At 53.2% G+C, this 2,645-nt stretch carries 2 protein-coding genes; one reads left to right on the forward strand and one right to left on the reverse strand.

Features of this window, described 5'->3' with window-relative positions; all coding sequences use genetic code 11:
- A partial coding sequence (locus KOO63_02365) for a substrate-binding domain-containing protein (protein MBU8920681.1) occupies nucleotides 1–305 on the reverse strand: 305 nt, incomplete at its 3' end.
- 295 nt (nucleotides 306–600) lie between these two features.
- Between KOO63_02365 and KOO63_02370 the strand changes: the two genes are divergently transcribed.
- On the forward strand, nucleotides 601–2,645 hold a 2,045-nt coding region (locus KOO63_02370; GenBank protein MBU8920682.1), incomplete at its 3' end, for an NAD(P)H-dependent oxidoreductase subunit E.

A 2,645-nucleotide genomic window follows, 5' to 3' on the forward strand; every position in this document is an offset into this window, starting at 1 on the left:
ACTGACGAGGCATGGTCCGGTATAAGTAATTGATCGATCACCGTATAGTCGGCAGAAGCCATGACGCCGCATTCTCTTCCAAGTTCCGATATCTTTCTCGCGCACGCCCTGCTGCCGGCAGCTTCCAGAAGGACATTCACTCCCGGGTTCTTCTCCATGTAAAGATTCGCTATCCGCCTGAGCGGCACTGACAATGATCCCGCGTGGAATATCACCAGATCGGTCTTTTCGCCATCCCCACAAGACGAGATAATAGTGAGGAATAAAATCATCAGGATCGATAACGACCCGGTCATTGATCGCATAAACGCTGCCCCTTCTTCCAGATCACCTTGAATTTCCCGTGACTTCTACCATCGAACCAGGATTCCCTGCTGATCACCAGACAGGCCGAATCCCATGTCAATCGGTCAGATACAGTGAATAAACATATTCCGGTACACCTGGTCAACCGTTATGTTTGTTCGAACATAACGAAATGGCAGGGATCATCCGCATTTTAGCAGCTGTTTCTTCCTGTTTTTCCTTCATATCTGAATGAGGAACGTGTATATTCAAATCCCTGTAAAACAAATCAATATGATCAAGGAGGCCCTGTCGATGCCGGATAAACGTATCCTGAAGATGAAAGAAGCACACGAGGTACTCTGCGAGTTCTCATTCGATGTCATTCCGCTCGAAAAAGGGTACGCCAGCAGGGCGTTGAGAGTGGATATCGGAGAGAACAAGGTCAGCATACTTCCGATCAGCGACGAGATGAAGAAGATGTGGACGGGAGGAAAGGGGTTCGATCTCTGGCTCACTTTCCAGGAGATCTCGAAAGACACGAAATGGGACAGCCCGGAGAACCCACTCTGTTTCTCCTCGGGCCCCCTGGGCGGAGCGACTTCATTTCCGGGATCGGGAAAGACCATCGTAACGGCCCTTTCTCCTCTCACGAAATCTATGATGGACTGTAACGTCGGCGGATACTTCGGGCCATACCTTAAATTTGCCGGGTTTGACGCGCTGATGGTCACTGGAAAGGCCGACAGGGAAGTCATCGTCCTCATCGATGCTGTCGCTGGAAAGGTGACTATCGAGACTGCTCCCATGGAAAGTGTCGACTCCCATCTTCTCGCAGAGGAACTCTCCATGATGTACGCTGCCGATGAACTCGACCTCAGAAACATCGCCTGCGTTTCCGCGGGACGTGGAGCCGAACACACGCACATGGGTGTTCTCAACTTCTCCTTCTGGGACTGGCGACGTAACGTCCCCCGGATCAAACAGGCCGGACGAGGCGGTACGGGAACCGTGTTTCGCGATAAAAAATTAAAGGCTCTCGTCCTGAAGAACCGCCAGATCAATCCAGCCTGGCGCATAGAGGAAAACAAGGTCGCCGAACAGATCAAACCGAAAATACTCTCCCTTCAGTGCGCGGGCGAGATCAAGGAGATCCACTCTATTATAAATAATTGGAAGTGCGATCCGGAATATGTCATCGAGATGATGCAGGACATCCAGGAGCGGTTCCGTCACATCTCCAAGACGGCCATCGACGAACTTTGCAGCAAAACGGGCAAACCGAAAGCACATCTATACCATATCGCCACATTCTACAAAGCCTTCAGCCTGGCGCCAAAAGGCGAGACGATTGTTCAGGTCTGCATGGGCACAGCCTGCCACGTGAAGGGCTCGGCGAAGATACTCGATTCGTTCGAGAGGGTATTAGGCGTGAAGACCGGCCAGACTACGGAGGACAACAAATACTCTCTCGAGGCGGTCGCCTGCCTCGGAGCCTGCTCTATCGCTCCGGTCGTAAAGATCGGAGATGAGGTATTCGGCAATGTAAAGGCGAAGGATACCGAAAAACTCCTCGAGACAGCCGGCAAGACCGAAAAAAAGAAAAAGACTGCCGAAAAGACCACTTCGAAAAAATCTGCCCGGATATCTTCAGACGACCTGGAGAAGATCGTCTCGTCGGAGAAGGAGATCGCAGCTGGGTACAAGAGTATGCTGATGGTCTGCACCGGCACCGGTTGCGTGTCGGCGAAGGGCTTCGATATCCGTGACAGCCTGATTTCAGTGATCAGGGAGAAGGGGCTGGAAAAGGATTTTCTTGTCGTGGGCACCGGATGTAACGGCTTCTGCGCCATGGGGCCAATCGTGGTCGTCCAGCCGTCCGGCACCTTTTACCAGAAGGTCCAGAAAAATGACATAGCCGAACTGGTCGACAGTCTCGCCGAAGGAAAGGTCGTCGAAAGACTCCTTCACACCGACCCGGTATCGGGCGCCGTGAACGAGAAGATGGACGATATCACCTTCTTCAGCAAACAACAGCTGATCGCCCTGAGAAACAAGGGACTGATAGACCCCGAGAACATAGACCACTACATCGCACGCGGCGGATACGCTTCGCTTCGCAACGTGATCGGCAGCGGAGACCCCGAGGGCGTGATCAGGGAAGTGATCGTCTCCGGTATCCGGGGGCGCGGCGGTGGTGGATTCCCCGCAGGCGTCAAATGGGAATCGGGACGCAAGGCGGCGCTCGAACGCGGTGAGGAGATCTTCGTCGTCTGTAACGCTGACGAGGGTGACCCCGGAGCCTTCATGGACAGGTCAATCATAGAGACCGACCCTCATTCGGTGATCGAGGGTATGAT

Source organism: Candidatus Latescibacterota bacterium (assembly GCA_019038625.1).
Classification (GTDB): Bacteria; Krumholzibacteriota; Krumholzibacteriia; order Krumholzibacteriales; family Krumholzibacteriaceae; genus JAGLYV01.